26 protein-coding genes and 1 tRNA gene are annotated in these 25,625 nt (G+C 72.3%); 15 read left to right on the top strand and 12 right to left on the bottom strand.

Translation table 11 applies throughout. The annotated features are described in order from the left end of the window. Positions 1-65 precede the first annotated feature (65 nt). Together ASF37_RS06770 and arsB are read right to left on the bottom strand one after the other, a co-directional pair. Positions 66-470, bottom strand: a complete 405-nt coding sequence (locus ASF37_RS06770) for an arsenate reductase ArsC (protein ID WP_156368138.1) — start codon at positions 468-470, stop codon at positions 66-68. After that, on the bottom strand, positions 467-1,537 hold the full coding sequence (gene arsB, locus ASF37_RS06765) for an ACR3 family arsenite efflux transporter (RefSeq protein ID WP_056580486.1): 1,071 nt from the start codon (positions 1,535-1,537) through the stop codon (positions 467-469). The genes ASF37_RS06770 and arsB overlap by 4 nt, the downstream gene beginning before the upstream one ends. Before the next feature lie 206 nt (positions 1,538-1,743). On the opposite strand from arsB, the gene ASF37_RS06760 reads away from it, so the two are divergent. Further along, a complete protein-coding gene (locus ASF37_RS06760) occupies positions 1,744-2,103 on the top strand; it encodes a helix-turn-helix transcriptional regulator (RefSeq protein ID WP_055962702.1) in 360 nt (119 codons plus the stop codon). Positions 2,104-2,115: 12 nt separating this feature from the next. Beyond that, positions 2,116-2,637 (top strand): GNAT family N-acetyltransferase, encoded by a 522-nt coding sequence (locus tag ASF37_RS06755; protein WP_235499963.1) that lies wholly within the window; start codon positions 2,116-2,118, stop codon positions 2,635-2,637. Between the two features lie 149 nt (positions 2,638-2,786). On the opposite strand, the gene ASF37_RS06750 is transcribed toward ASF37_RS06755, so the two are convergent. Then, positions 2,787-2,860 (bottom strand) — tRNA-Gly (locus ASF37_RS06750). A gap of 49 nt (positions 2,861-2,909) precedes the next feature. On the opposite strand from ASF37_RS06750, the gene ASF37_RS06745 reads away from it, so the two are divergent. From ASF37_RS06745 to ASF37_RS06735, 3 genes are read left to right on the top strand one after another with little or no spacing between them, the layout of a single operon-like run. After that, positions 2,910-3,338, top strand: coding sequence for a cyclopropane-fatty-acyl-phospholipid synthase family protein (locus tag ASF37_RS06745; RefSeq protein ID WP_056579607.1), 429 nt, complete (start codon positions 2,910-2,912; stop codon positions 3,336-3,338). A gap of 59 nt (positions 3,339-3,397) precedes the next feature. Further along, on the top strand, positions 3,398-4,087 hold the full coding sequence (locus ASF37_RS06740) for an SGNH/GDSL hydrolase family protein (protein ID WP_235497395.1): 690 nt from the start codon (positions 3,398-3,400) through the stop codon (positions 4,085-4,087). Between the two features lie 25 nt (positions 4,088-4,112). Continuing rightward, positions 4,113-4,865 carry an enoyl-CoA hydratase gene (locus ASF37_RS06735; RefSeq protein ID WP_056579605.1) on the top strand — a complete coding sequence of 251 codons (753 nt, stop codon included), beginning with the start codon at positions 4,113-4,115 and terminating at the stop codon, positions 4,863-4,865. Between the two features lie 102 nt (positions 4,866-4,967). On the opposite strand, the gene ASF37_RS06730 is transcribed toward ASF37_RS06735, so the two are convergent. Continuing rightward, on the bottom strand, positions 4,968-5,882 hold the full coding sequence (locus tag ASF37_RS06730) for a LysR family transcriptional regulator (RefSeq protein ID WP_055962690.1): 915 nt from the start codon (positions 5,880-5,882) through the stop codon (positions 4,968-4,970). Positions 5,883-6,270: 388 nt separating this feature from the next. Here ASF37_RS06730 and ASF37_RS06725 point away from each other — a divergent pair, with 388 nt between their 5' ends. Together ASF37_RS06725 and ASF37_RS06720 are read left to right on the top strand one after the other, a co-directional pair. After that, positions 6,271-6,876: an HAD family hydrolase gene (locus ASF37_RS06725; protein WP_235493071.1), complete on the top strand. Its 606-nt coding sequence runs from the start codon at positions 6,271-6,273 to the stop codon at positions 6,874-6,876. A gap of 194 nt (positions 6,877-7,070) precedes the next feature. Beyond that, entirely contained in the window at positions 7,071-8,948 is a 1,878-nt protein-coding gene (locus ASF37_RS06720) for an acyl-CoA dehydrogenase (RefSeq protein ID WP_056579603.1), read from the top strand. A 55-nt stretch (positions 8,949-9,003) separates the two neighbouring features. On the opposite strand, the gene ASF37_RS06715 is transcribed toward ASF37_RS06720, so the two are convergent. Beyond that, on the bottom strand, positions 9,004-9,879 hold the full coding sequence (locus tag ASF37_RS06715; protein WP_200931189.1) for a DMT family transporter: 876 nt from the start codon (positions 9,877-9,879) through the stop codon (positions 9,004-9,006). 82 nt (positions 9,880-9,961) lie between these two features. Here ASF37_RS06715 and ASF37_RS06710 point away from each other — a divergent pair, with 82 nt between their 5' ends. Next, positions 9,962-10,864, top strand: coding sequence for a LysR family transcriptional regulator (locus ASF37_RS06710; protein ID WP_055962684.1), 903 nt, complete (start codon positions 9,962-9,964; stop codon positions 10,862-10,864). On the opposite strand, the gene ASF37_RS06705 is transcribed toward ASF37_RS06710, so the two are convergent. Next, complete coding sequence (locus ASF37_RS06705; RefSeq protein ID WP_055962679.1) at positions 10,854-11,264, bottom strand: DoxX family protein; 411 nt, start codon at positions 11,262-11,264, stop codon at positions 10,854-10,856. The genes ASF37_RS06710 and ASF37_RS06705 overlap by 11 nt on opposite strands. Before the next feature lie 117 nt (positions 11,265-11,381). On the opposite strand from ASF37_RS06705, the gene ASF37_RS06700 reads away from it, so the two are divergent. Continuing rightward, entirely contained in the window at positions 11,382-11,897 is a 516-nt protein-coding gene (locus ASF37_RS06700; protein ID WP_156367937.1) for a hypothetical protein, read from the top strand. Further along, complete coding sequence (locus ASF37_RS06695) at positions 11,898-12,692, top strand: maleylpyruvate isomerase family mycothiol-dependent enzyme (RefSeq protein WP_056579601.1); 795 nt, start codon at positions 11,898-11,900, stop codon at positions 12,690-12,692. 13 nt (positions 12,693-12,705) lie between these two features. Here the strand turns inward: ASF37_RS06695 and ASF37_RS06690 are convergent, their stop codons facing one another. Beyond that, complete coding sequence (locus ASF37_RS06690) at positions 12,706-13,503, bottom strand: DUF4344 domain-containing metallopeptidase (protein WP_056579598.1); 798 nt, start codon at positions 13,501-13,503, stop codon at positions 12,706-12,708. 52 nt (positions 13,504-13,555) lie between these two features. On the opposite strand from ASF37_RS06690, the gene ASF37_RS06685 reads away from it, so the two are divergent. Further along, on the top strand, positions 13,556-14,488 hold the full coding sequence (locus ASF37_RS06685; protein WP_056579596.1) for an oxidoreductase: 933 nt from the start codon (positions 13,556-13,558) through the stop codon (positions 14,486-14,488). A 9-nt stretch (positions 14,489-14,497) separates the two neighbouring features. On the opposite strand, the gene ASF37_RS06680 is transcribed toward ASF37_RS06685, so the two are convergent. Next, positions 14,498-15,766, bottom strand: a complete 1,269-nt coding sequence (locus ASF37_RS06680; protein ID WP_056579594.1) for a nitrate/nitrite transporter — start codon at positions 15,764-15,766, stop codon at positions 14,498-14,500. Between the two features lie 115 nt (positions 15,767-15,881). Here ASF37_RS06680 and ASF37_RS06675 point away from each other — a divergent pair, with 115 nt between their 5' ends. Beyond that, a complete protein-coding gene (locus tag ASF37_RS06675) occupies positions 15,882-16,505 on the top strand; it encodes a DUF1684 domain-containing protein (RefSeq protein WP_200931188.1) in 624 nt (207 codons plus the stop codon). 146 nt (positions 16,506-16,651) lie between these two features. On the opposite strand, the gene ASF37_RS06670 is transcribed toward ASF37_RS06675, so the two are convergent. Genes ASF37_RS06670 through pdhA form a run of 3 tightly spaced genes read right to left on the bottom strand, consistent with a single transcriptional unit; the run spans position 16,652 to position 20,227 of the window. After that, positions 16,652-18,034 (bottom strand): dihydrolipoamide acetyltransferase family protein, encoded by a 1,383-nt coding sequence (locus ASF37_RS06670; protein WP_056579592.1) that lies wholly within the window; start codon positions 18,032-18,034, stop codon positions 16,652-16,654. Positions 18,035-18,050: 16 nt separating this feature from the next. Next, positions 18,051-19,061, bottom strand: a complete 1,011-nt coding sequence (locus tag ASF37_RS06665) for an alpha-ketoacid dehydrogenase subunit beta (RefSeq protein ID WP_055962655.1) — start codon at positions 19,059-19,061, stop codon at positions 18,051-18,053. Further along, entirely contained in the window at positions 19,058-20,227 is a 1,170-nt protein-coding gene (gene pdhA, locus ASF37_RS06660; protein WP_082480373.1) for a pyruvate dehydrogenase (acetyl-transferring) E1 component subunit alpha, read from the bottom strand. The genes ASF37_RS06665 and pdhA overlap by 4 nt, the downstream gene beginning before the upstream one ends. Positions 20,228-20,458: 231 nt before the next feature. Between pdhA and ASF37_RS06655 the strand changes: the two genes are divergently transcribed. Next, positions 20,459-22,171: an FAD-dependent oxidoreductase gene (locus tag ASF37_RS06655; protein ID WP_056573977.1), complete on the top strand. Its 1,713-nt coding sequence runs from the start codon at positions 20,459-20,461 to the stop codon at positions 22,169-22,171. Positions 22,172-22,993: 822 nt separating this feature from the next. Here ASF37_RS06655 and hisC read toward each other — a convergent pair. Next, positions 22,994-24,064, bottom strand: coding sequence for a histidinol-phosphate transaminase (gene hisC / locus ASF37_RS06650; protein WP_056579590.1), 1,071 nt, complete (start codon positions 24,062-24,064; stop codon positions 22,994-22,996). Between the two features lie 44 nt (positions 24,065-24,108). Between hisC and ASF37_RS06645 the strand changes: the two genes are divergently transcribed. Both ASF37_RS06645 and ASF37_RS06640 read left to right on the top strand, forming a co-directional pair. After that, positions 24,109-25,074, top strand: coding sequence for a DMT family transporter (locus tag ASF37_RS06645; RefSeq protein WP_056579589.1), 966 nt, complete (start codon positions 24,109-24,111; stop codon positions 25,072-25,074). A 167-nt stretch (positions 25,075-25,241) separates the two neighbouring features. After that, the gene (locus tag ASF37_RS06640) at positions 25,242-25,625 is read left to right on the top strand and encodes a phage holin family protein (protein WP_055962641.1); all 384 of its coding nucleotides are present in this window, start codon (positions 25,242-25,244) and stop codon (positions 25,623-25,625) included.

The raw sequence follows: 25,625 nt of genomic DNA, 5'->3' as shown, positions 1-25,625 counted from the left end.
ATCGACAAGTATCGATGTGCAGACCCTACCCATCCATCGATGGATGTCAATGGATGACGGATCTCTCACGCCAGCGAGGCGATGAGCTCCTCCACGCGGCCGCGGATCTCGTCACGGATGGGCCGCACGGCGTCGATGCCCTGGCCGGCGGGGTCCTCGAGCACCCAGTCCTCATAGCGCTTGCCCGGGAAGTAGGGGCACTCGTCGCCGCAGCCCATCGTGATGACGACGTCGGAGGCCTCGACGGCCGAGTCGGTCAGCTTCTTCGGCTGCTCGCCCGCAATGTCGATGCCGACCTCGGCCATCGCCTCCACGGCCACCGGGTTGATCGCGTCGCCGGGCATCGAGCCGGCCGACAGCACGTCGATGCGGTCACCGGCGAGATGGTTCAGGAAGCCGGCAGCCATCTGGGAGCGTCCGGCGTTGTGCACGCAGACGAACAGGACGCTGGGACGGGCGGAAGGGTTCACGAGGTCTCCTGGGTGGCGAAGAAGCGGCGCGCCCAGAGGGCGACGTAGACGAGGCCGACGAGCACCGGGACCTCGATGAGGGGACCGACGACACCGGCGAGGGCCTGGCCCGACGTGACCCCGAAGGTGCCGATGGCCACGGCGATCGCGAGCTCGAAGTTGTTGCCGGCTGCGGTGAAGGCGAGGGTCGCGGTCTTGGCGTAGCCGAGGCGCAGCGCGTGGCCCAGCACCATGCCGAGGGCGAAGGTGATCGCGAAGTACGCCAGCAGCGGCAGGGCGATGCGCACGACGTCGAGCGGACGGCTCGTGATGGCGTCGCCCTGGAGGGCGAACAGCACGACGATCGTGAACAGCAGGCCGTAGAGCGCCCAGGGGCCGATCCGCGGCAGGAAGGTCGACTCGTACCAGTCGCGGCCCTTCGTCCGTTCGCCGATCGTGCGGGTGGCCCAGCCCGCGACGAGCGGGATGCCGAGGAAGACGAGCACGCTGACGGTGATCGACCAGATGGAGAACTCCGCCGACGTGGTCTCGAGGCCGAGCCATCCCGGCAGCGTCTGCAGGTAGAACCAGCCGAGGGCGGCGAAGGCGAACACCTGGAAGACGGAGTTGACCGCGACCAGCACGGCCGCCGCCTCGCGGTCGCCGCAGGCCAGGTCGTTCCAGATCAGCACCATCGCGATGCACCGGGCGAGGCCGACGATGATGAGGCCCGTCCGGAACTCGGGCAGGTCGGGGAGCATCAGCCACGCGAGGGCGAACATGAGGGCCGGGCCGACGAGCCAGTTGAGGACGAGGGAGGCCAGCAGGAGCCGCTTGTCGCCGGTCACGCGCGAGGTCTCGTCGTAGCGGACCTTCGCCAGCACCGGGTACATCATCACGAGCAGGCCGATCGCGATCGGCAGCGAGACCGAGCCGATCGAGACCGACTCGAGGGCCTCGTCGAGACCGTCGATCGTGCGGCCGAGCGCCAGGCCGACGACCATCGCCAGGACGATCCACACCGGCAGGAAGCGGTCGAGCCTCGAGAGCCTCGCGATCACGTCCTCGTCGGTCGACGCGTTCTCCATCGCCGTGCGGTCCACTCGTTGCTCCTCGGGTCGCCGTCCGACGCAGACGAACTGCATCGACGTCGGTCTATGTACAGGTCACCGTAGCGGTCGATCCGCGGCGTTGTCAGGCTCGGGGCGGACCACGGCGGTGAACATCGGGTGAACGCGCCCGGGGGTCCGCTCGGGCCGGCCCGGGGTCACCGTGACTGGGGCATACTCGCCTCATGGCCCAGACCGTCCCCGCGCCGCCGAGCGGCTGTGGAACGCCGCTGACGTCGGCACCCATCGAGCGTGACGAGGCCGTCGAGCTGGCCCGCACGTTCAAGGCGCTCGGCGACCCGACGCGGGTGCGACTGCTGTCGCTCGTGGCCGCGCACGAGGGCGGCGAGGCCTGCGTCTGCGACATCACCGAGCCGGTCGGGCTGAGCCAGCCCACCGTCTCGCACCACCTCAAGGTGCTGGTGGAGGCGGGCCTGCTGGCACGCGAGCAGCGCGGCACGTGGGCCTACTACTCGCTCGTGCCGGGTGCGCTCGCGCGCGTGGCCGGCGTGCTCGCCGACGCCGACGTCGACGCGACCGTCTGACCCGCCTCCCCCGTGCAGCGCTCGGAGATCACGCTGGTCCCCCTGACGGAGCGCCACTGGCCGCAGGTCGAGAGGATCTACGCCGAGGGCATCGCCGCGGGCAGCGCGACGTTCGAGACCGAGCCGCCGTCGTGGCGGGACTTCGACGCCTCCCGCCTGCCCGGCCATCGGCACGTGGCCCTGCGCGGCGACGGTGACGTGGTGGGTTGGGTCGCCTGCTCCCCCGTCTCCACCCGCGCCGTCTACGCCGGCGTGGTGGAGCACTCGGTGTACGTCGCAGCGTCGGCGCGGGGCCGCGGCGTCGGCGGGCTGCTGCTCGGCGCCCTCGTCACCTCGACCGAGGCGGCCGGCATCTGGACCATCCAGTCCAACGTGTTCCCCGAGAACGAGGCGAGCCTTCGGCTGCACGCCGCCCACGGCTTCCGCGTCGTCGGCACCCGCGAGCGCATCGGCCGGGCCGCGGTCGGCCCGTACGCGGGACACTGGCGCGACACGGTGCTGGTCGAGCGGCGGAGCCGTAGGGCGGGGCTCTGAAGTCTCGGCGCGATGAAGCCGATGACGAAATCCCTCAGGGGCCACTTCGCGGCGTGGAGCCGATAACGGGATCCCTCGCGGGGCGCCTTCGGCGCGGAGGGGGGCCCGACTCGATTCCCGACATCGGCGAGGGAGCGCCTTCGGCGCGATGGAGCCGATGACGGGAATCGAACCCGCGTGTCTTGCTTGGGAAGCAAGCGCTCTGCCATTGAGCTACATCGGCCGGTGACGTCAGGGTACCCAACCGGCGGGCGAGCGGCGACGATGGGAGCGTGCCCGCCCCGCCGTCAGCCCGCATCCTGGCCGCGGTCGACGCGCTCCCGCTCGAGCCCGGGATGCGGGTGCTCGAGATCGGGTGCGGTCCCGGAGCGGCCGCCCGCGAGGTCGTCCGACGCCTCGGACCCGACGGCTTCGTCCTGGCCACCGACCGCTCCGCGACCGCCGTCGACCAGTGCCGACGTCACGCTGCCGCGGAGGTCGCGGCCGGGCGGCTCGACGTCCGGCAGGTCGCCGTCGAGGACCTCCTGCTCGAACCCGACGAGGCGCCGTACGACCTCGCGTTCGCGCTGCGGGTGGGCGCCCTCGACGGCCGCCACCCCGCTCTCGCGTCGCGGGCTCTTCCTCGTGTCACGGCCGCCCTCCTGCCCGGCGGACTCCTCCTCGTGGGCGACGGCGCCGACCTGCGCGACCCCCGCGGCTGACGCGTGAGACCGCTCACCTGACCTGCGCGATCACCCGACCGTTGCTTCACTTGGTGATCGTGACGACGTTCGACTACTCCAACCTGAGCGATCGGCCGCCCGGGCCGGTGGTCTCGAAGCTCGCGCTGGTGCTCCCCGGCGTGCGCAGCGTCATGGGCCAGGTGGAGCCCTACGCGCGGTGGTGGGAGGACAGCAACCGTCGCGCTCTCGGCTCGGGCCGGCCGTTGTGGGTCGCGCTCGGCGACTCCATGACCCAGGGCATCGGCGCCAGTGCTCCGGACCGCGGCTGGGTCGGCCAGATCGCGGCCGACCCGCCCAGGAGGATCCGCGACGCCGCCGTGCTCAACCTGGCGTTCAACGGTGCACGCGTGCTCGACGTGCTCGAGCGGCAGCTCCCGGCGCTGGATCAGGTCCGCGAGCAGGGCCACGAGATCGCGCTCGTCACCCTGCTCATCGGCAACAACGACCTCATGAGCCCCAAGTGGAGCAGGCTGCTGCCCTCGGCGATCGAGACGCTGCTCGACGCCGTGCCGCACGGCACCGTCGTCGCGACCCAGCCCGGTCTGCAGCGCTCCGCCGCTCGCTTCAACCGGGCCGTCGACGCCCACGAACGGGCCGGGGAGATCGTGATCGCCGACTTCCGGGTCCCCCACATGCGCGACTGGCGCGGGCGCCTCGCCGAGGACCGGTTCCACCCCAACGACCGCGGCTACGCCGGCATGGCCGACGTCATCCGGCACGCCCTCTGAGGCGTCCCGCCGGTACGGTCGCCGCATGTCCTACGTGCTGCTGGAGTCCGACGGTCCGCTGCGGACCATCACGCTGAACGACCCGGAGCGGCTCAACGCGCTCGACTGGCCACTGCTCGACGAGCTGCGTCAGGCGGTGGCCACCGTGGCCGCCGACGAGGAGGCCCGCGCCCTCCTGGTGACCGGCGCCGGCCGGGCGTTCTGCTCGGGCGCCAACGTGGGCAACCTGTTCGGTGACCGCACCCGGCCCGTCGACGAGCTGCGCGACCACCTCATGAAGGTCTACGCCTCGTTCCTGCCCATCCGCGACCTGACGATCCCGACGATCGCCGCGGTCCACGGGCCCGCGGTGGGAGCCGGCCTCAACATCGCGCTCGCGTGCGACGTGATCGTCGCCGGGCCCAAGGCGGGGTTCGGACCGACCTTCACCCAGATCGGCCTGCACCCCGGCGGCGGCTGCACCTGGATGCTCACGCAGCGCATCGGCTCGGCCAACACGGCCGCCGCGCTCTACGCCGGCGACGTGATCGGGGCCGACCACGCGCTGCGGCTCGGCATCGCCCAGGAGCTCGTGGACGACGCGCCGACCCGCGCCCGGGAGCTGGCCCTGAGCTGGTGCGAGCGCAACCCCACCCTGATGGCGCACGTGAAGGAGTCCGTGCGCGTCGCGTCGACGTCGGACCTCGCCGCGTCGCTCGACGTCGAGGCGCAGTTCCAGGCCGAGTCGCTCTCGAGCCCGGAGTTCGAGCGCTTCGCAGCCCGATTCTCGAAGTCCTGACACCTGCACGGTTCGCCTACGTCTGCACGGGAAGCAACCCGTGCAGACGTAGGGGAAACCGTGCGGACCGGAAGATACCCAGGTCGACCTGGGAATCTGCGGTCAGGCGGCGCCGTGGGCGTCGGCGACGAGCCGCGCCTCCTCGCGCAGGGCCTGGACGACGAGGCGGACGGAGGGGCGCTCGAAGCGGTCGGGACGCAGCACGGCGGAGATGTCGCGGCGGGCGCGGACGCCGATGAGGGGGCGGGTGACCAGGCCGTTGCTGTGCTCGCGGGTGGTGAAGCGCGGGAGGATCGCCAGGCCGTGGCCGCCGGCGACCATCGCCTCCACCACCCCGTTGTCGGCGAAGCGCTGCGCCACCCGCACCGGCTGGCCGGTGGCGACCACCACCTGCTCCAGCACCCGGTCGAAGGGATAGCCGGGCGGGACCCCGATCCACGTCTCGTCCACCACGTCGCGGGGCGACAGGCTCGCCTTCCGCGCGAGCGGGTGGTCCTCGGGCAGGGCCACGTCGAGCGGCTCGCTCATGAGCGGCACCACCTGCAGTCCGCGCTCGTGCCACGTGGCCGACGTCGTCGGCGCGTCCGACAGCACCACGTCGTGGTCGGCGGTCAGGTCACCGGCCGCCTCGGGGTCCTCCAGGTCGGTGCACACCAGCTCGACGTCGGGCCGCTCGGCCATGCGGGTCAGCAGGCCCGGCAGCAGCATCTCGCCACCTGTCGGGAAGGTCACGAGGGTGACGCGGCCGGCCGGCTGCTCCATGAAGGCGCGCCAGTCCCCCTCGGCGCGCTCGATGGCCACGGCGATGTCGGTGGCTGCTCGGGCCAGCGCCCGCCCCGCCTCGGTCAGGGCGACGCCGCGGCCGGCGGCCTCCACGAGCGGGTAGCCGGCCTCCTTCTCGAGCGCCTTCAGCTGCTGGGAGACCGCCGACGGTGTGACCCTCATCGCGTCGGCGACGGCCCCGACGGAGCCGCGTTCCGACAATTCCCTGAGAACCATGAGGCGGCGCACGTCCATGTAGAGATGCTACACGTTACATGTAGTTCTCTTCGCTTGTCCTTGACGATGAGCAGGGTCATCCTGAGAGGGAAGAACCACCCCCCGACCCTCCCGAGGAGGCCCCCACCATGCTCGCTCTCTCCGTGCTCGGCGCGATCGTCGTCACCATCGGTGTCACCAAGACCGCCTACCTCGTCGCGACCGACGGCTACGGCCGCATCCCGACCATCCGGCGCTTCTGACGCGGTCGCCGGTCCGCCGCCCGCGTCCCGGCAACCCCCCCACCCACGTCTGACCGCACGACGTCCGCGGCCGGGTCCCGACGCCCCGGCCCTGCGGCCTGCAGGTCAGCATCACTCGCAGCCACCGTCCACCCCTGGGACGGTGGCTGCGTAGTCTTCACGACGTGAGCCGCCTCGTCGTCGGGTTCGACCTCGACATGACGCTCGTCGACTCCCGTCCCGGCATCGGCGCCACCTACCGGGCGCTGTCCGCCGAGACCGGCACCCCCATCGACGTCGACCTCGTGACGTCCCGCCTGGGTCCGCCGCTCGAGCACGAGCTGGCGAACTGGTTCGCGGCCGAGGACGTCCCGGCCGCCGCCGACCGCTACCGCGCCCTCTACCCAAAGCTGGCGATCCCCCGCGTCGAGCTGCTCCCCGGCGCGCGCGAGGCGGTGCAGGCCGTGCTCGACGCCGGCGGCGAGGCGTTCGTCGTCACCGGCAAGAACACCCACAACGCCCGCCTGCACCTGCAGCGCCTCGACGTCGAGCTCGACGTCGTGGGCGACGTGTGGCGCGAGGGCAAGGCCGACGTCTTCCGCGAGCGGGGCGTCGCGGCCTACGTCGGCGACCACGTGCACGACATGGACGCCTGCCGCTCGGCCGACGTCGTCGGCATCGCCGTGCCCACCGGCCCCTGCACCGCCGACGAGCTGCGTGCCGCCGGCGCCACCCACGTCGTGCCCGACCTGCTCGGCGTCGTGGACCTGGTTCCGTCGCTCACGTCCTGATCCGCACAGCAGCGCACGTCCGTCCCCCGGGGGCGTGTCCAAGAACATCGTGCGAGGTGGGCCGAATGACTTGTGTCGAGCCCCTGATCTGCGGATACTTAAGTTACCAGCCGGTAGCACTCACGAGTAATCCTCGCGCACCGGACCCCTGAATGCGTGCACCGCACGCGCCCCCGACCCAGGAACAGGCAGTCATGAGCCACTACAAGAGCAACCTGCGTGACGTCGAGTTCAACCTCTTCGAGCTGTTCGACCGCCAGGACGTCCTCGGCGCCGGCCCGTTCGAGGAGATCGACTTCGACACCGCCAAGAGCATCCTCGGCGAGGTCGACCGCCTCGCCCGCGAGGACCTCGCCGCGTCCTTCGACGACGCCGACCGCAACCCCCCGGTCTACGACCCCAGCGCCATGACGGTGGCGATGAACCCCGCGTTCGTCAAGAGCTACCAGGCCTGGATGGATGCCGAGTGGTGGCGCCTGCAGGTCCCCGAGGAGCTCGGTGGCCAGCGCACCCCCGCCTCCATCATCTGGGCCACCGCCGAGTTCGTGCTGGGCGCCAACCCGCCCATCTGGATGTACGCCGCCGGCCCCGCCTTCGCGCGGATCGTGTTCGAGAACGGCACCGAGCGGGACAAGAAGATCGCCGGCCACATGGTCGAGCGTCAGTGGGGCGCCACCATGGTGCTCACCGAGCCCGACGCGGGCTCCGACGTCGGCGCCGGCCGCACCAAGGCCTTCCCGAACGAGGACGGCTCCTGGAACATCGAGGGCGTCAAGCGCTTCATCACCTCGGGCGAGCACGACATGAGCGAGAACATCATGCACCTCGTGCTCGCGCGCCCCCAGGGCGTCGAGGGTGCCGGCGGCCCCGGCACCAAGGGTCTGAGCCTGTTCCTCGTGCCCAAGATCCACTTCGACCACGAGACCGGCGACCTGACCGGCGAGCGCAACGGCGTCTACGTCACGAACGTCGAGAAGAAGATGGGCATCAAGGTCTCCACCACCTGCGAGGTCACCTTCGGCGACCCGTCCACCGGTGGCGGCGAGCCGGCGAAGGGCTGGCTGCTCGGCGAGGTTCACAACGGCATCAGCCAGATGTTCCGCGTCATCGAGAACGCGCGCATGATGGTCGGCGCGAAGGCCATCGCCACGCTGTCGTCGGGCTACCTCAACGCGCTCGAGTACGCCAAGGAGCGCGTCCAGGGCGCCGACCTCACGCAGGCCTCCGACAAGACGGCCCCGCGCGTGACGATCACCCACCACCCCGACGTGCGCCGCTCGCTCATGACGCAGAAGGCGTTCGCCGAGGGCCTGCGCTCGCTCGTGTTCTACACGACCACGTGGCAGGACGCGATCATGCAGAAGGATGAGTCCGGCGAGGACGCCTCCCTCGAGGAGTCGGTCAACGACCTGCTGCTCCCGATCGTCAAGGGTTACGGCTCGGAGCGCTCCTGGGTGCTGCTCGGCACCGAGTCGCTGCAGACGTTCGGCGGCTCGGGCTTCCTGCAGGACTACCCGATCGAGCAGTACGTCCGCGACGCCAAGATCGACACCCTCTACGAGGGCACCACGGCGATCCAGGGACAGGACCTGTTCTTCCGCAAGATCGTGAAGGACAAGGGTCGTGCGATCGGCTACCTGGCCGAGCAGGTCGGCGAGTTCGTCAAGAGCGAGGCCGGCAACGGTCGCCTCAAGGTCGAGCGCGAGCTGCTCGCGACGGCCCTCGACGACGCCCAGGCCATCCTGGGTGCCGCGTTCACCGACCTCATGGCCAGCAACCCGGCCGACGAGAAGGGTGACGTCAAGAACCTCTACAAGGTCGGCCTGAACACGACGCGCCTCGTGTACGTGCTCGGCGACCTCGTCGTGTCGTGGCTGCTGCTGCGCGGCGCCGAGGTGGCGCTGGCCCGGCTCGACGAGGGCGTCACCGGCTCCGACAAGGCCTTCTACGAGGGCAAGGTCGCCGCGGCGTCGTTCTTCGCTCGCACCGTGCTGCCCCGCCTGACGGCGGAGCGCGCGATGGCCGAGAACGTCGACGCGAGCATCATGGAGCTCGACGAGGCCGCGTTCTGACCTCCACGACGACGCCCCACCCGGTCGCGGGTGGGGCGTCGTCGTGCGTCTGGAGTCAGGCGGACGGGGCGGGTGCCGCAGGCACGGTCTCGCGGCCGCCCGAGCGCGTGGCACCCACGCCGGCCGCCACGACGCAGACGAGACCGAGCACGGCAGCGACGTCGGGCACCTGGTCGAGCACGACGAGCCCGACCACGAGGGCGATGGCCGGCTCCAGGCACATGAGCGTCCCGAACGCGGCGGTCGTGAGGCGGCGCAGCGCCAGCATCTCGAGCGCGAACGGGACCACCGGCACGAGCAGGGCCAGTCCGATGCCGACGACGAGCAGCTCCAGGTCGAGATGGCCGATCGTGGCCGGCCCCGCCACCAGCGTGGCGACCAGACCGGCGACCGGCATCGAGACGCCCAGCCCGACCACGCCGTCCACGGCGTCGCCCACCTTCTGCGTGTAGACGATGTAGGCCGCCCAGCAGCAGGCCGCGCCGAGCGCGTACAGGACACCCCGACCGTCGGTCTCGCCGCTCCACGGCTGGGTCAGCAGGAGCACGCCCGCCGCGGCCAGCGCGGGCCACGCCCACGTGCCGCGCCGACCGCGGAGCACCGCGACGGACAACGGCCCCAGGAACTCCAGGGCGCTGGCCGTACCGAGCGGCAGCCGAGCGACGGCGGCCATGAACAGCATGGTCACGCCGGCCGTCACCACGCCCAGCACCACGCAGGCTCGCAGCGCGGCCGGACTCAGGCGTCGACGCCAGGGTCGGACGAGCAGCAGCATGATGACGCCCGCCCACGAGAGCCGCAGCCACGCCGCGCCCTCCGAGCCGATGCGGTCGAACAGGCCGACGGACGCAGCGAGGCCGATCTGCACGGAGGTCATGGAGCCGAGCGCCATGAGGGCGCCACGTGAGGCGGGCGTCGGGTTCTTCTGCACCCCGCCATCGAACGCCACCGCGCCATCCGTGTCCACGCGACATTGATGGACGGATCGTCCGTCGATCATGGACGATCATGAGGTGAACACCGACCGCCTCGTCGTGCTGCTGGAGCTGGCCCGCCACGGGTCGATGCGCGCCGTGGCCGACGTGCTCATGACGAGCACCTCCACCGTCTCGCAGCAGGTGGCTGCCCTGGCCCACGAGGTGGGCACGCCGCTCGTCGAGCCCGACGGCCGCGGCGTCCGACTCACCCCCGCAGGACGTCGGCTGGCCGACCACGCCGTCTCGATCCTCGCCGCCGTCGAGGCCGCACGCACCGACCTCGACCCCGACGCCGAGCCGGCCGGCACGGTCCGTGTCGCCGGCTTCGCCACGGCCATCCGGTCCACCCTGCTGCCCGTCGTCGAGTCCCTGGCCGGAAGCCACCCCGACGTCCACGTCGTGGTGCACGAGCTGGAGCCCGGGGAGGCCCGCGAGGCGCTCCTCGCCGACCGGATCGACCTCGCACTCGTCTACGACTACGACCTGGCGCCCGTGACCCTCGACCGGGCGATCGATGCCGAGCCCCTGTGGCGGGCACCGTGGGGCCTGGGAGTGCCGACGTCCGACGCGCCGTCGGTCGACCTCGCAGCGCCCGACCTGCTGCGCCGCCACGCCGATGATCGGTGGATCGGGAACTCCCGCAACACGGCCGACGAGGAGGTGCTGCGGGTCCTGGCGTCGATGGCCGGGTTCGAGCCGCGGGTCGAGCACCTCTCCGACAGCCTCGACCTCGTGGAGGACCTGGTCGTGGCCGGGCTCGGCGTCGGGATGCTGCCGCTCTGGCGTGCGCCGCGCGACGGCGTGACCGTGGTCCCCTTCCACGACCCGGGCGTCACGATGCGCACCTACGTCTGGACGCGCCGAGGGCGAGCGACGTGGCCGCCGCTCGCCCTCGTGCTGGAGCGCCTCGCGGGCGCCCCGGGAGTCGTCACCAGCTGACGAGCGCCCCGGTGATCGTGTACGGCGCGAAGTCCGTCGACAGCAGGACGAACAGCGCGAGCGCGCCGCCGGCGAGCGCGACGTTCTTGTTGAACGCGACCATCTCCATCTGCTTGGCCTGGCCGTCGCTCTCCTTCCAGAACGCGTGCATCAGCACGGCGGTCACGAGGAGCAGCACGGCCAGCCCGAGCGCGCCGATGTCGCCCCAGATGCCGAGCAGCACCGACAGGCCGCCGGCGAGCAGCGCGACGCCGCTGATCTGCACGAGCAGCTTGGCGTTGGAGAGGCCGCGCGACTCGGCGTAGCCGGCCATCGCGCCGGTGGCCGTCAGGTGGCCGATGCCGGACCCGATGACGAGGTAGGCGAACAGGATGCGGGAGATGAGGAAGACCTCGTCCATGGCGGACTCCTAAAGAAGATGAATGTTCAACCATCGTCCTCGTTCGACGTGCCGCGGTCAAGCACCGACGCGCGTGGTCACACCGGCACCTCGCCCGAGGTGTGCCAGAGTGAGCGCGTGCGTCTGACCAACCCGCTCTGGTACCTCGCGGCGCTCTTCGTGGTCCTCGGCGGGTGGATGGTCGGCACGATCGTCGCGGCCGGCTCGTGGGACCACGTGCGCGACGCGACGCTGGAGTCCGTCACCGAGCGCGTCGACGCCGGCGGGGGGTCGCTCGCGGTGTTCACCGACGTCCGCCAGCCCGAGCGCGACGTGACCTGCACGGCCACCCCGCCGGGCAAGAGCGCGAAGCCGGTCGAGCTCGAGAAGGCGCCGATCGACCTGACCGTCGCGCGCGACGGCTCCACCTGGTACCTCATCGCGTTCGAGCCCGAGGGTCGTGACGAGGTGGCCATCCGGTGCACCCCGCGCGACCGCGCCGCCGACGCCGCCACCTATCGGGTGGCCGTCGCCGAGGGCGTTCTCGACCGGGCCCGGCTGGGCGCGGGCCTCACCTGGATCGCCACCGCGGTGGGCGTCGTGCTCGCCATCGCCACGTGGTGGACCCGACGCAAGAGCCATCAGGAGAGCTGAATGCTGCAGACCTACATCGACGCCTGGCTCGCCAGCGCCCGCGACACCCTCGCCCTGCTCGAGGACCTCGACGACGCGCAGTGGTCGACGCCCACCGACCTGCCGGGCTGGACGGTCGCCGACGTCGCGTCCCACCTGGCGCACCTCGAGGCGGTGACGGCCGGGCACGTGGTCGACGAGGCACCGACCACCGCCTCGCCAGGAGGTCTCGCGTCGGCCTACACCGAGGCCGGCGTCGAGGCACGCCGCGGACTCTCCCGCGAGCAGGTGCTGACCGAGCTCCGTGCCGGCATCGACGCGCGGGCCCGGAGCCTGGGCGACGCGCCCCCGACCGACGCCTCGGCCCGCGCCGACCACACGCCGGCCGGCGTCGGTTGGACGTGGGACACGATGCTGCGCAACCGCACCGTCGACATCTGGTGCCACGAGCAGGACGTCCGCCGCGCCGTGGGCCGGCCGGGCAACCTCGACTCGCCGGCCGCGGTCGTCACCACGCACACCTTCTCCTTCGCGATGCCGTACGTGCTGGGCAAGAAGGTCGGTGCCACCGCGGGCACGTCGGTGCTGTGGGACCTCACCGGCCCCCTCGCCATGCAGGTGGGCGCCACGGTCGGCGACGACGGTCGAGCCCGTCCCGGCGTCCCCGGGTCGCCGTCGGCCACCCTGACCCTGTCGTCGGACGCCTTCGCCGTCCTGGCGGCGGGCCGACGCGGCCCGGGAGCGGTCGACGTCGGGATCGCCGGCGACACCGACCTGGCCCACCGCGTGCTGGAGCAGATGGCCGTCACGTTCTGACGACCCTGCGGCGTCAGCCGCGCAGCGCGTCGACGTCGTCGAGGAGCTCGCGCCAGCCCAGGCGCAGCCGGTCCCACTCGTCCTCGCAGAGGTCCGCCCGGTCCTGGGTGAGCGGCTCGTCGTCGACCAGGTCCTCCCAGGTGTCCGGGTCGGACCCGTACAGGTAGCAGAGATAGTTGACCGCCCGCGCGGCGTCGGAGGAGTGCTCGTCGTCGGGGTCGGCCTCGTAGGCCGACGCGAGGATCTCGTACTCGAAGGCCGACGACAGGAGCGCGTCGGTCGACGCCTCGTCGCCGGACTCGGCGAGTCGCCAGGCGGCGAACTGGTCGGCCACGTCCTCCTCACGCCCCGTGAAGGGCAGGTCGAGCAGGTCGATCAGGGCGTGCCCGGCCTCGTGGAAGAACGTCTCGCGCCAGATGCCCCGGAGCGTCTCGTCCACGTCGTCGGCGTCCGCGTCCTCCAGCTCGTCGCGGCTCGACTTCACGTCCTGCAGGCAGAGCTCGACGAGCGCCTCGCCCTGGAGGTAGCCGGTGCCGTCCTTGCAGGTCGTCACCTCGACGGTGAGCTCCCGCGGCAGGGCCACGACGGACCGCAGGTCCTTCGCGGCCTCCTCGAGCACACCGCTCTCGCGCACGTCGTCCTGCCAGCCGCGCCACGCCTCGGGCACGTCGGGATAGGCGACGACGACCTTCGCGCCGGCCCCCGCGTCCCCCACCGGGACAGACGACACCTCCTCGGCCGAGGAGGACCCGAGGACGAACCCTGCGACGGCTGCGACGACCACGGACACGACGACGAGGACCCTGCTCACGAGCGGATCATAGGTCCGGCGCGGCTCGCCGGGGGCCGCTACCGTTCATCCCATGAGCTGGAGCGCGCAGGACATCCCCGACCTCACCGGCACCCGAGCGGTCGTCACCGGCGTCACGGGCGGGCTCGGCTTCCACACGGCCCTCGAGCTGGGCCGCAAGGGCGCCGCCCTCGTGGTCACCGCACGGAACCCGAAGAAGGCCGACGCCACCGTCGCGCGGCTGCGGGCCGAGCTGCCCGACGTCGACCTCGAGACGCTCGCCCTCGACCTGGCCGACCTGGCCGACGTCGAGCGCGCCGCCGGCGAGCTCACGTCGCGCCACGACCGGATCGACCTGCTGGTCAACAACGCCGGCATCATGATCCCCCCGAAGAGCGCCACCGCCGACGGCTTCGAGCTGCAGATGGGCACCAACCACCTCGGGCACTTCGCCTGGTCCGCGCGGCTGTGGCCCGTGCTGAAGGCCAGTGACGCGCGCGTGGTCACAGTCTCCTCCCTCGCCCACACCGGTGCCAAGGGCGTCGACCTGCGAGCCCTCACGCCCGAGGGCTCGCCGCGGCGCTACCGCCGCTGGCAGACCTACGCGGAGTCCAAGCTGGCGAACCTGTCGTTCGCCCTCGAGCTCGACCGGCGCGCGAAGGCCGCCGGCCTCGGCGTCGTCAGCGTGGCGGCGCACCCCGGCTACGCCAACACCGAGCTCCAGCAGACCGGCCTCAAGATGGGCAACCCGATGCTCGGCTTCGGGCTGCACCAGATCAGTCGCGTGGTCGGCCAGTCGGCCGCCGCCGGTGCCCTGCCCTCGCTGAGGGCGGCGACCGACGCGAGCTTCACCGGCGGCGAGTACGTCGGCCCGAACCTGCTCGGTCAGATGCGCGGCAAGCCCGTGCTCGTGGGCATGACCCGCGCCGCGCGCGACGAGGAGCTGGCCGACAACCTGTGGACCGCGTCCGAGCTGGCCACGGGCGTCACCTTCGACGTCGCCTGACCGGTTCGGCTAGGCGAGGCCGTCGCGCCAGCGCTCGCGGGCGTCGGGGTCCTCGGCGAGCAGCTCCGCCCGCGTGCGCCGGCGGTAGCGCCAGATCTGCACGATGCCGACGGCCCACAGCACGTACTGCACCGACATCGCCCAGCGGAACGACTCCGCCGAGTAGGCCGTGCTGGCACCGGGCGTGCGCCAGTCGAGGACCAGGCCGATGACCACGACCAGCAGCAACGAGGCAACGAAGCCACCCTGGTTGATGATGCCCGTCGCGGCGCCCAGCCGGTTGGGAGGATTGAACGATCGGCCGAGGTCGAAGCCGATCATCGACGCGGGTCCGCCCACGCCCACCACGACCACGAGCACCACGAGCAGCCAGGCCGGCGCGTCGCCCGGCCACACCAGCACGACCGTCCACACCGCGACGACCGCCCACACGATGCCGAGCACGATGCTCGAGCGCTGCCACGGGTCGCGGGTGATGGCCCAGGCCAGCGTCGGCCCGGCCACCATGACGGCGAGCACCAGGATCGTCAGCAGGGCGCCTGCCTCGGCGGGCGTGCGACCCTCGCCGCGCACGAAGAACGGGTAGCCCCACAGCAGGCCCAGCGTGGTGGCGCTGAACTGGGTCGTGAAGTGCACCCAGAAGCCCAGTCGGGTCCCCGGGTGACGCCACGACGCCGCGAGGCTGGAGCGGACCGTCGTCCACGACAACGGGGCGCCGAGCACCCGCGGCGAGCCGGGCTCGTCGTGCACCACGAGCAGGAGGGCGGCGAGCAGGACGATGCCCAGCGACGCCGCCGACAGGTAGGTGGTGGTCCAGCCGAGCTCGCGCAGCGCCCACGTCATGGGAGCGGCGGCCACGAGGGCTCCCATCTGGCCGAGCACGCCCGTGAGCTGGGTGACGAGCGGGATCCGGCGCGACGGGAACCACGTGGTCACGAGCCGGAGCACGCACACGAAGGTCATCGCGTCGCCCAGCCCCACGAACACGCGGGCGACGAGCGCCACGGCGAACGTGTCGGCCAGGGCGAAGGTCACCTGCGCCGCGGTGAGCACGAGGACGCCGATGGTGAGGATCCGGCGGGGACCGAACCGGTCGAGCAGCAGACCCACCGGGATCTGCATGCCGGCGTAGACCACCAGCTGCAGCATGACGAACGTCGACAGCTGGGCGGCCGAGATGCCGAACCGCTCGCTCGCGGCGAGTCCCGCCACCGCGAGCGACGAGCGGTGGAAGACGGCGAGGAAGTAGAGCGAGAGCCCGACGAGCCAGACCGCCACCGGCCCTCTCCTGCTCGTCGCTCCGCTCACTCGCCCCAGTATGCGCCGGGTGTCGGGCCGTGCCCAGGTCGCCTCGGGGGTTGCGGATCCGCCGGGGGTCTCTAGCGTGGCCGGTGTGCTGACCTTGGTGGACTGGCGGGTGCGCGTGGCCGCGCTCTACGAGCAGGTGCGCGCCGATCCCGACCCCGAACGGGGTCATGCGACGTGGCGGAGCGGTCGCGACGACCTGTTCCGCAGCCACCCCCAGTCACCACTGCCGGCACGCGACCCGCTGCGCGAGACCGGGCTGCCCTACTGGCCCTACGACCCCGCCTGGCGGTTCGAGCTGCCGCTGCTGCCCGCGCCGACCGATGCCGTGGACCCCGACGAGCGGGTCGTCGACGGCGGGGGCGACGGCGACGTGACGATGCAGCGCACCGGGCAGCTGGCCCTGCCATCGGGCTCGACGCTCGACGTGTGGACGCTGCAGCAGTACGCCGGCGGCATCTTCGTGCCCCTGCGGGACGGCACGTCGGGCCGGGAGTCGGAGGCCGGCGGGTCGTACGGTGCGGGGCGCTACCTGCTCGACACCGCCAAGGGCTCCTGGCTGGGCGAGGGTGCCGACGGCAGCACGCTGGTCCTGGACCTGAACTTCGCCTACCACCCGTCGTGCCGCTACGACGACCGCTGGCGCTGCCCCCTCGCGTCGCCGGGCAACATGGTCACCGACGTCGTCGAGGCGGGCGAGCGCCTCTCCTGACTCCCCCCGAGCGGTGAGTTCTCCACCGAAACGGTGCGCATCGCGCAGGGAGGTGTGGATTCCACCGTCTCAGCCCTGAGCCGGTGGAATCCGCACCGCTCGGCCACTCCGCCCGCCCATCGGTGGAGAAGTCACCGCTCGGTGGGTCAGAACGTGAGGGCGAGGGCGGGGTCGCGCAGGAGCGCGGCGACGTCGGCCAGGAACTGCGAGCCCTGCTGGCCGTCGACGACGCGGTGGTCGAAGCTGACGGCCAGGGTGGTCACCCAGCGGGCCTCGACGCGCTCCTGCGGTCCGGCGCCGACGATCCAGGGACGTCGATCGATCTGGCCCACGCACAGGATGCCGGTCTCGCCCGGGTTGAGGATGGGCGTGCCCGCGTCGACGCCGAACACGCCGACGTTGGTGATCGTGAACGTGCCACCGCTCATCTGCGCGGGCTGGGTGCGGCCGGCCCGGGCCGTGGCAGTGAGGTCGCCCAGCGCCTGCGCCAGCTCGACCAGGCTCATCCGGTCGGCGCCCGGGATGTTGGGCACCACGAGACCGCGGTCGGTGGCGGCCGCGACGCCGAGGTTGACCGAGCCCTTGAGCACGATCTCCTGCGCCTGCTCGTCCCAGCTGGCGTTCAGCTCGGGCGTGCGGGCGAGCGCCAGGCAGACGGCCTTGGCCACGACCAGCGTCGGCGAGACCTTGACCTCGCGGAAGCGCCGGTCGGCCTTGAGCCGCTCGACCAGCTCCATCGTGGCGGTGACGTCGAGCGTGACCCACTCGGTGACGTGCGGTGCGGTGAACGCCGAGCTGACCATGGCCTGGGCCGTGGCCTTGCGGACCCCCTTCACGGGGATGCGGGTGTCGCCCTCGGCCGACCTGACGGGTGCCGGCGCGGCGGGTGAGGTCGACGTCGGCACGGTGACCGGCTCCGACCTGCGTCCGGCGATGAACGCCTCCACGTCCGCGCGGGTGACCACGGGGCCGTCGCACGGGACCGTGGTGAGGTCCACGCCGTGGTCCTTGGCCAGCTTGCGCACGGGCGGCTTGGCCAGCGCACGCACGTCACCCGTCGCCGAGCCGGACCGAGCCGGACGCTCGACCGTCGCCACGCCGGCGTTCGGGGCGGCCAGGGGAGCACTCACCTGCTCGTCGCCCTTGCGCCGACGTCGGCGCGTGGACGCCGTGCGCACGCCGTAGCCGACGAGCACGGGCTCGCGCTTGTCCTGCGCCGCCGGCTCCTCCGCGTCGTCCTCGACCGGGCGCTCGTCGGTGAGGTCGCGGGCGTCGTCGGGCACGACGGCTCCCGTCGGACCCCCGATCGCGATGATCGGCGTGCCCACGGGCACGGTCGTCCCCTCGCGCACCAGCAGGGCCGTCACCTCGCCCGCGAACGGGCTGGGCAGCTCCACGACCGACTTGGCGGTCTCGATGTCGACGATCACCTGGTTCACCTCGACGACGTCGCCCACGGCGACGTGCCAGGTGAGCACCTCGGCCTCGGTCAGTCCCTCGCCCACGTCGGGCAGCCTGAACTCACTCATCAGATGTCTCCCGCTCTCAGAACGCCATCGCGCGGTCGACGGCGTCGAGCACACGGTCGAGGTCGGGCAGGAACTCCTCCTCCACCCGACTGGGTGGGTAGGGCATGTCGTAGCCGGTGACGCGCAGCACGGGTGCCTCGAGGGAGTAGAAGCACTCCTCCTGCACGCGGGCGGCGATCTCGGCACCGAGGCCGAGCGTGCGTGACGCCTCGTGCACCACGACGGCGCGGCCCGTGCGTCGGACCGACTCGTGCACCGGGCCCAGGTCGAGGGGGCTGAGGGTACGCAGGTCGATGACCTCCAGGTCCACCCCGTCCTCGGCGGCGGCCTCGGCCGACTCCAGGCACGTGCGCACCATGGGCCCGTAGGCCAGCAGCGTGGCGTGGCGGCCGTCGCGCACCACCTGCGAGGCGTGCAGCGGCGTGCTCTCCTGGCCGACCGGCCCGGCGTCCCAGTAGCGACGCTTGGGCTCCATGAAGACGACGGGATCGTCGCTGGCGATCGCCTGCTGGATCATCCAGTAGGCGTCGTGGGCGTTCGACGGGCTCACCACGCGCAGCCCGGCGGTCAGGCAGAACTGCGCCTCGGGGCTCTCGGAGTGGTGCTCGACCGCGCCGATGCCGCCGCCGAACGGGATGCGGATGACGGCCGGCATCGTCACGACGCCCTGGCTGCGGGCGTGCAGCTTGGCGACCTGGCTGACGATCTGGTCGTAGGCGGGGTACACGAAGCCGTCGAACTGGATCTCCACGACCGGGCGGTAGCCGCGCAGCATCATGCCCACCGCGGCGCCGACGATTCCGGACTCCCCGAGCGGGGTGTCGATCACGCGGTCCTCGCCGAAGTCCTTCTGCAGGCCCTCGGTCACGCGGAAGACGCCGCCGAGCGGGCCGACGTCCTCACCCATGACGACGACCTTGGGGTCGGACTCCATGGCGGCCCGCAGGCCGGCGTTGATCGCCTTGCCGAGGCTCAGCCGCTGGCCGACGGCCGACGTCCTCTGGCTCGTGCTCGTGCTGGTGCTCATGCCGCACCACCCTCGGTCTCGAACGACGCCCGGTACGCGAGGTACTCGGCCTTCTGCTCGGCCAGCTCGGGGTGCGCGTCGGCGTAGACGCCGTCGAACAGCGCGCCGAGGTCGGGCTCGGGCAGGGAGCGGCAGGCCTCGCGCAGGTGCGCACCGAGGTCCTCGGCCTCCGTCTGCAGGTCGGTGAAGAACGACTCGGGGGTGTCGACCTCGCGCAGGTACGTCTCCACGCGGGCCAGCGGGTCGCGGTGCTTCCACGCCTCCACCTCGGCGGTGTCGCGGTAGCGGGTGGGGTCGTCCGACGTCGTGTGCGCGCCCATCCGGTAGGTGACCGCCTCGACGAGCGTCGGTCCCTCGCCGTCGCGTGCTCGCTGGAGCGCCGCCTGGGTGACGGCGTGCACGGCCAGCACGTCGTTGCCGTCGACCCGCACGCCACCGAAGCCGTAGCCGGCGGCGCGCTGCACCAGCGGCACGCGGCTCTGGCGGGCCATCGGCACCGAGATGGCCCAGTGGTTGTTCTGGCAGAAGAAGACGACCGGTGCGTTGAACGACGACGCCCAGACGAACGCCTCGTGCACGTCGCCCTGGCTGCTCGCGCCGTCGCCGAAGTAGGCGAGGGCAGCGGCGTCGCGGGTCTGGTCGCCCGTGCCGACGACGCCGTCGCGCTGCAGGCCCATCGCGTAGCCCGTGGCGTGCATGGTCTGCGCGCCGATGATGATGCTGTAGAGCGCCATGCCGGTCTCGGCGGGGTCCCAGCCGCCGAGCTCGACACCGCGGAACAGGCCGAGCAGCTTGGCCGGGTCGATGCCGCGGCACCACGCCACGCCGTGCTCGCGGTAGGTGGGGAACGCGAAGTCCTGCGCCGCGAGCGCGCGGCCGGAGCCGACCTGCGCGGCCTCCTGCCCGAGGCACTGCGCCCACAGGCCGAGCTCGCCGTGACGCTGCAGGGCGTGCGCCTCGTGGTCGATGCGGCGGACGAGGAGGAGGTCGCGGTACATCGCGCGGATGCTCTCGTCGTCGCCCTCGAAGGCGTAGCGCTCGTGCTCGACCCGACGACCCTCGGGTGTGAGCAGCTGGACGAGCTCGGTGTCGACGGTCGAGGGCGTGGTCACTCGCCGCGACCCGGCGTCCGTGGACGTGGTCGGGGTGTGCAGGGGTACGGTCATGCGCTGTTCCTCTCGCTGCCGGCGCGGGGTCTCCACGTCGGTGGGGCGGTACGGGACCGCTGACCCGCAGTGGTGGCGCGGGCGTGGCGGTCGGTCGTGGCGTGACCGCAGTCACATCACGACGCCACGGTAACGCGTCGGGCCCACGTCGGCCAAGCCCCGCGGCCCCCGTGAGGCGCACGTTCACCGGATCGTCACCGGAGGCGACCGGGGCCTTCCTAGACTTCGAGGGTGGACCACCCCGTGATCCTCCTCGCGAGCAACGACCACGCGTCGCTGCTCGACGACGAGTTCCGCCGCTACCACCGCGACTACGACGTGCGGGTCGCTCGCACGTGCGCCGACGCCACCGCCCTGCTCGAGCGGCTGTGCGCCGACGGCCGCCAGGTCGCGCTCGTGGTGCAGGACGCCGCCCTCCCCGACGCCGACGTGTGGACGTCGTTCGCCACCTGGCGTCGGGTGGTGCCCACCGCGCGTCGGCTCGTGACCGTTCCCTGGGACCGCTTCCTCGACGAGGGCGACCGACTCCGCCCCGGCCTCGCGCACGGCAAGTTCGACGGCTACCTGCTCATGCCACGGGGCCTGCGCGACGAGGAGTTCCACGGCGCCGTCGGGGAGCTGCTGTCGGACTGGGGGTCCACCGTGGCCGCACCGGAGGTCGAGACGATGCGGATCGTCTCGGGCCCGTCCAACCCGCTCACGGCCGCCGTGCGCGACTTCGCCCAACGCATGGGCATCCCCACGGGAGTGCACCACCCCGACAGCGACGTCGGCCGCGCGGTGCTGGCCGAGCTCGTCGAGAACGGCGGCGAGCCCGGGGAGCCGGTGGTCGCCAGCGTGTACCGACCGCCCTTCGTGCCGACGTCGGTGCGCGAGGTGGCCCAGGTCATGTACGGCGGACCCGGCGAGACGGTGGTCGACGACGTCGTCGACGTCGCGGTGGTCGGCGCCGGACCGGCAGGACTGGCCGCCGCCGTGTACGCGGCGAGCGAGGGGCTCAGCACCGTCGTGCTCGAGAGCGAGGCCATCGGCGGGCAGGCCGGCACCAGCTCGATGATCCGCAACTACCTCGGCTTCCCGCGCGGCGTCTCCGGCATGCGACTGGCGCAGCGCGCGCGGTCGCAGGCGATCCGGTTCGGGGCACGGTTCCTCACCGGGTGGGAGGTCGACGCGCTCCGGCCGTGCGTCCCGTCGGCCCCGCACGCCGAGCGTGAGCACGTCATCACCACGGTGGGCGGCGGGCAGGTGCGCGCGCGGTCGGTCGTGATCGCGACGGGCGTGGCCTACCGCCACCTCGACGTCGAGTCCGTGGAGGAGCTCGTGGGTCGCGGCGTGCACTACGGGTCGGCGATGACCGCGGCGCAGGAGGTCGAGGGCCAGCCGGTGGTCGTGGTCGGTGGCGGCAACTCCGCCGGGCAGGCGGCCATCCACCTGGCCCGCTTCGCGTCGTCGGTGACGATCGTCGTGCGCCGCGACCTCGCCGAGACGATGTCGCAGTACCTCGTCGACGAGCTCCGCTGGAACGAGCGCGTCTCGGTCCGGGTCGGCGTGGAGGTCGTCGACGGCGGCGGCGCGGGGCAGCTGGAGTGGCTCGACCTGCGCACCAACGCCACGGGTGAGGTCGAGCGGGTCGTCGCGGCCGGGCTGTTCCTGCTGCTCGGCGCACGCCCGACGTGCAGCTGGCTGCCAGCCGAGGTCACGCGCGACCCCAACGGCTTCGTGCTCACCGGTCGCGACGTGCCGAAGGAGGCCTGGCTCGGCCCCGGCGGCGTGCCCGGCCCCTGGTCGGCCGAGGCGATCGTCCCGCCCGAGACCCTCGCCACCACCGCCCCCGGCGTCTTCGCCGTCGGCGACATCCGCGCCGGGTCGATGAAGCGCGTCGCCGCGGCCAGCGGCGAGGGCTCGTCGGTCGTCCCGCTCATCCACCGCTGGCTGGCGCCGTAGGTCCGGTCGTCGTCCTGCGGCTGGGTCTGGTCCTGCGGCTGCGTCTGGTCCTGCGGCTGCGCTGCCTCGGCTGGGTCTCGTCCTGCGGCTGCGCTGCTCCGGCTGGGTCTCGGCTCGGTCTCCGAAAGGGGCCTCGACCGGCGGATGGGCTCCCGCTCGGCCGAGCCCCGGTGCCGCGGCCGGTCCTGGGTCGTCAGAGGTAGGTCTCGCACCTCATCGGGCCGTCAGAGGTAGGTCTCGTACCGAACCGGGCCGTCAGAGGTAGATCTCGCACCTCAAACCGCCCGGATGCGGTGCGTCACCTACCTCCCACTGCCCAGGCCGAGTGAGAGGTAGGTGGCTCGCCGAACCGGCTCGTCAGAGGTAGGTGGCCCGCGGAATCGGAGCGTCAGAGGTAGGTGAGCCGCGGTATGGAGGTCCGTATCCGCGTGCCACCTACCTCCGCCCTGCGGATAACGCGCGCTACCTACCTCTGACGGCCCCGACCGACACACGACGAGGCAACGAGACGGTCAGGACGACCCGAACGCATCATGCGACCCACGGCCCGACAACCCGGACCGAGCACCCACCCCGCTGCCGGTCGAGGCCCCTTCGGAGCGCAGGACCACTCGCCCCGCAGCAGCGCAGCGGTGCGACCGGCCCCGACCGATTTCCGAGAACCTCCGCCGAGCGCGCACCCCACCGCCGGTCGAGGCCGCTCTTTAGACCCAGGACGACGCCGAGCCGACGCAGCGCAGCCGCAGGACGAGACCCAGCCGACGCAGCGCAGCCGCAGGACCAGACCCAGCCAGAGCAGCGCAGCAGCAGGACGGGACCCGGCTACCGCCCCGTCAGGTGCCGCGCCGCGGCGTCGAGCAGGCGCTCGTTGGCCGCGTCGGTGCCGACGCTGATCCGCACGCCGCCGCCGTCGGGCACCGGGCCGGGGAAGGGACGGACCGAGACGGGCCACAGTGCCTCGGCGAGGGCGGGGCCGTCGTCGGTGGGCAGCCACACGAAGTTCGCCTCGCTGTCGGGGACGGTCCAGCCCTGGCCGCGCAGGCCCTCGAGCAGCGTCGCACGCCTGGCGACGACCGACTCGACGCGCTCGGCCAGCTCGTCGCGCGCCTCGAGCGACGCGACCGCGGCCGCCTGGGCGACGTCCGTGACGCTGAACGGGGGCGTCGCCTTGCGCGTCGCCGAGGCCACGTCGGCGTGGCCCACGAGGTAGCCGACACGCAGGCCGGCGAGCCCGTACGCCTTCGAGAAGGTGCGCAGGACCACCACGTTGTCGAACCGCGCCTGCAGCTCCAGACCACGTGCGGCGGCCGGGTCGCGCACGAACTCCACGTACGCCTCGTCCACGACCACCAGCACCGACGGGGGCAGGGACTCGACGAAGCGCTCCAGCTCGTCATGGCCGACGACCGGGCCGGTCGGGTTGTTCGGCGTGCAGACGACGACGACCTTCGTCCGGTCGGTGACCGCCGCGGCCATGGCGTCGAGGTCGTGCGTGGCGTCCGCGCGCAGCGGCACGCGCACGTGCGTGGCCCCCGTGATCGTGACGGCGATCGGGTACGCCTCGAACGAGCGCCACGCCGTCACCACCTCGTCACCCGGACCGCAGTAGGCGTCGAGGAGCGAGAACAGCACGGCCACCGAGCCGGTGCCCGCGGCGAACGCCTCGGTCGGTCGGTCCAGGTGGGCGGCCAGCGCGTCGTGCAGGAGCGTGACGCCGGCGTCGGGGTAGCGGTTGACGCGAGCCAGCTCGGCCGCGGCGCGCTCGACGACGCCCGGCAGCGGCGGGAAGGGGTTCTCGTTGCTCGAGAGCTTCAGCTCGTCGAGCTCGGCGGCGCGGCCGGCCTTGTAGCCGGGGATGGCGTCGACGACGGAGCGCGGCAGCGGGACGGTCATGGGCCGAGGGTAGCCGCGCGCCGCTGGACCGCGATGATGCTGTCGTGACCAGCGCCCACCTCCCGCAGCCCGTGCGGTCGCCCGTCGTCGGCTACGCGCTGGTCCTCACCGCGGCCGTCCTGTTCGGGCTCAACGCCGGCGCCTCCCGCATCCCCCTGCGCTCGGGCACCGACGAGGCCACGTTCACGACGGTGCGCATCACCGGGGCGCTGCTCGTGCTCGTCGTCGTCGCCCTCGTCGTCGACCGGTCCGCCCTCCGCCTGCCCGCCGTGCGCCGCCTGCCGCTGCTGATCGGCCTCGGTGTCGTCGGCATCGCCGGGCTGCAGGGGTTCTACAACGTCGCGATCAACCGGCTGCCGCTCGGCATCGCCCTGCTGCTGGAGTACACCGGCCCGGTGCTCGTGGTGATGTGGGTGCGCTTCGCCCGACGCGAACCCGTGCACGCCCGGATGTGGCCGGCTCTGGCGCTCACCCTGGTCGGGCTGGCGGTCGTGAGCCAGGTCTGGTCGGGCCTGGTGTTCGACGGGCTGGGCGTGGTGATGGCGCTGCTGGCGGCGGGCTGCTTCGCCGCCTACTTCCTGCTCGGGGAGGACGGTGGTGTCTCGGCCGAGCCGCTGCACCACATCCTGTGGGCGTTCGCGATGGCCGCGGTCCTCATGAACGTCGTCGCACCCGTCTGGGAGGCCGACGCACTGGGCGCGGACGCGTCGATGCTCGGCCGACTCTCCGACCTCACGGTCCCGGCGTGGCTGGCGATGGGCTGGGTCGTGGTGCTCGGCACCGTCACGCCGTTCTTCCTGCTGCTGCTCGCGCTGCGCGCCCTGCCGGCCACCGTCGTGAGCGTGGTGGCCATGCTCGAGCCCGTCGTCGCGAGCGTCGTCGGCTGGGGCTGGTACGCCGAGTCGCTCACCGCCGTGCAGCTGGGCGGCGTCGTGCTGGTGCTGGTCGGCATCGTGCTGGCGCAGACTGCCCGGCGCGACCACCCGGACGAGCTGCCACCTCTGACCTAGCCGCACGGTTCTCCCCGCTCGCGCACGGGAAGCAACCCCTGCAGACGGGGGTTTCCCGTGCGCGGCGGCAGATTCCCAGGTCGACCTGGGAATCTGCGGGACGGGAGGGGCGGAACACGTTCCGCGGCGAATCGCGCCGGGAGCGGGGCGACTGCCATGATCGACGCATGCTCTCTCGACTTCTCACCTCCTGGGTGCTCGGCGCGGCGGCGCTGGCCACGGCCGCGTGGCTGCTCGGCACGCACATGAGCATCGGCACGGCGAGCGACACGACGTCGGACCGGCTCGTCACCCTCGCGGTCGTCGCGGCCATCTTCGCCGTGGTGAACACGTTCATCGCGCCGATCATCAAGGTGCTGTCGCTGCCGTTCATCATCCTCACGCTGGGGCTGGCGCTGGTCGTCATCAACGCCGGCCTGCTGCTGCTGACGTCGCGCATCGCCGACTCCCTCGACGCCCCGTTCTTCATCGACGGCTTCTGGTGGGCGGTGCTGGCGTCGATCGTGATCTCGATCGTCAACGCCGTCCTCGGCGCCTTCGCGGGTGACTGA

The organism is Aeromicrobium sp. Leaf289 (assembly GCF_001423335.1).
Lineage (GTDB): Bacteria > Actinomycetota > Actinomycetes > Propionibacteriales > Nocardioidaceae > Aeromicrobium.
The sequence above is the reverse complement of the archived record's forward strand: the minus strand, read 5'-3'. Positions and strand labels throughout refer to the sequence as shown.